The following is a 1,724-nucleotide window of genomic DNA, read 5'->3' as shown; positions in this document are numbered from 1 at the left end:
CCTGGGCTCAGTCCTTCTCCGGGCCCGGTAATATTGATTTCATCAAGGCCAAACGTGTCTTCCTGACCGCCACACCGAAGAGTGCGCCATCGATACGTTCCGAAGGAAAAACGAGAAGCGGCGATTACGAGTGGCATGTCTCATTTCCAATGTTGCTCAAATGGGAGAATGCCTCCGGCTCCACCACCAACCTTCTTTCGGTGGATGTGACAATCAGGCGCACCAACAGTCCCGAGCATCCTGACGGGCTTGTCATCACAGAACTCAACGCGCCTCGCGCCGCCGATAACGGGGGCTGAATGCACATTACAATTAGAGCAGTGATCGGGCTTCTGCTGCTAGCAGTTCCCGAAACGGTGGTTTGCGCGCAGACCACGCGGGACAGCAACGGCGCGCCCCGGGTCGATCCCATTTATGAAGGCTTGCCGCCGCCTCCCAGCGCGATGCAACATTTCTATGACCGGGTCGATCAGGGCCAGAAGAACCTGGACGCAGCAGAAGATCCTCACCGTCTGGCCACCCCTGTGTCGCGGTCTGTACGGATCTCCCTTGCCCCGGGAGCTCAGACCAATATCATCAGGATTGCGCAGGATTATCCCGCAGCCATCACGTTTCTCGATGAGACGGGTCAATCCTGGCCTATTGCCTGGGATATCGCCACCAACAAGAGCGGCGGATGCGACGCCCATGGTCAGGGACAGAACTCCGCCGTGCGCAGTGTGGGGATCAATGCGTGTGTTCCGGAAGCCGGCTCGAACGTCCTGCAGCTGACCCCCGTCTCGCGTTATGCTCATGGCGGTGTTCTGGTCAATCTCAAGGGCGCACCAAAGCCGATCTCCTTCATGATCATCAGTGGAACAGGCGCCTATGACGCAGACCTGACGGTGCGGGTCGCCGCACGCGGTCCAAACGCGAAGGACACGCCCAATTCCGAGCCCGACGCGCCAGCTACGGGCGATCGTAACCTCGACGACATGCTCGATGGTGCGCCACCCGCCGATGCCGTGCCCCTGCGTGTTTCCGGCGTCAGCCCGGATCGGATCAGGGCCTGGAAGCTGGGCAACAAGATGTACCTTCGCACGGATTACACGCCTATTTCTCCCGCCCCAAGCGCTCATGCGACCGAGTATGGCATCGGAATTTATGAAATCCCCGAGACATCAAAGGTGCTCCTGTCTTCAGGCGCCCGGATCGTCTCTGCGACACTATCGGAGGACGGCCCGTGAGCGAAGCTCATCCAGGACCGGCCGCATCTGCCAGCGGCCTTGCCACCAGTTTCAAGGCGTCTCGTCGCCCGGCCTTCGCGGCCGCAGGCCTTCTCGTTGTTGCCGCGGGGGGATGGTACATGATGAGCCACGGCTCTACGCCAAAACCGAAGTCGGCGGCTTTGCAAACCCCAACCCTTGCGCCGCCAGCTGGCGGAAACAATCACTCAGACAAGCTCGACAGCGCAACGCTTGAGAAGGAGAAGGCTGATGCCGACGCCGCAAAAGCCAGTGGACGATCTTTTGCAAGCGCGCTGACGACGAACAGGCCATTGGGGGACGATAAAGCCCCTCTGCTGGGTCGGATGCCTGGCACTGGTTCTGCAACAACTGCCGGCGTAACGCCCCCCGGGACGCCTCGGCCACCTCCGCCTCCGCCTCCTGCGGTGAATCAGTTCACGCGCGCTCCGGAAGGCACAAAGACTGCCTCCGACCGGTCCGCGAGCCGGGAGCGGCGGC

General features: G+C 61.3%; 3 protein-coding genes. All 3 read left to right on the top strand.

Annotation, left to right across the window (positions count from 1 at the left end; genetic code table 11):
* Positions 1-299 (top strand): DotI/IcmL/TraM family protein (locus R5H23_RS16685; RefSeq protein WP_317216112.1); only part of this gene is annotated, 299 nt, incomplete at its 5' end.
* The gene (locus R5H23_RS16680; RefSeq protein WP_317216111.1) at positions 300-1,226 is read left to right on the top strand and encodes a DotH/IcmK family type IV secretion protein; all 927 of its coding nucleotides are present in this window, start codon (positions 300-302) and stop codon (positions 1,224-1,226) included. It abuts the gene before it with no gap.
* Positions 1,223-1,724 (top strand): hypothetical protein (locus R5H23_RS16675; protein ID WP_317216110.1); only part of this gene is annotated, 502 nt, incomplete at its 3' end. The genes R5H23_RS16680 and R5H23_RS16675, both read left to right, overlap by 4 nt.

It is taken from the genome of Gluconobacter sp. GP1, from assembly GCF_032913585.1.
In the GTDB taxonomy this organism is placed as follows: domain Bacteria; phylum Pseudomonadota; class Alphaproteobacteria; order Acetobacterales; family Acetobacteraceae; genus Gluconobacter; species Gluconobacter cerinus.
Note: the sequence above shows the minus strand (reverse complement) of the source record. Positions and strands in the feature narration are given on the sequence as shown.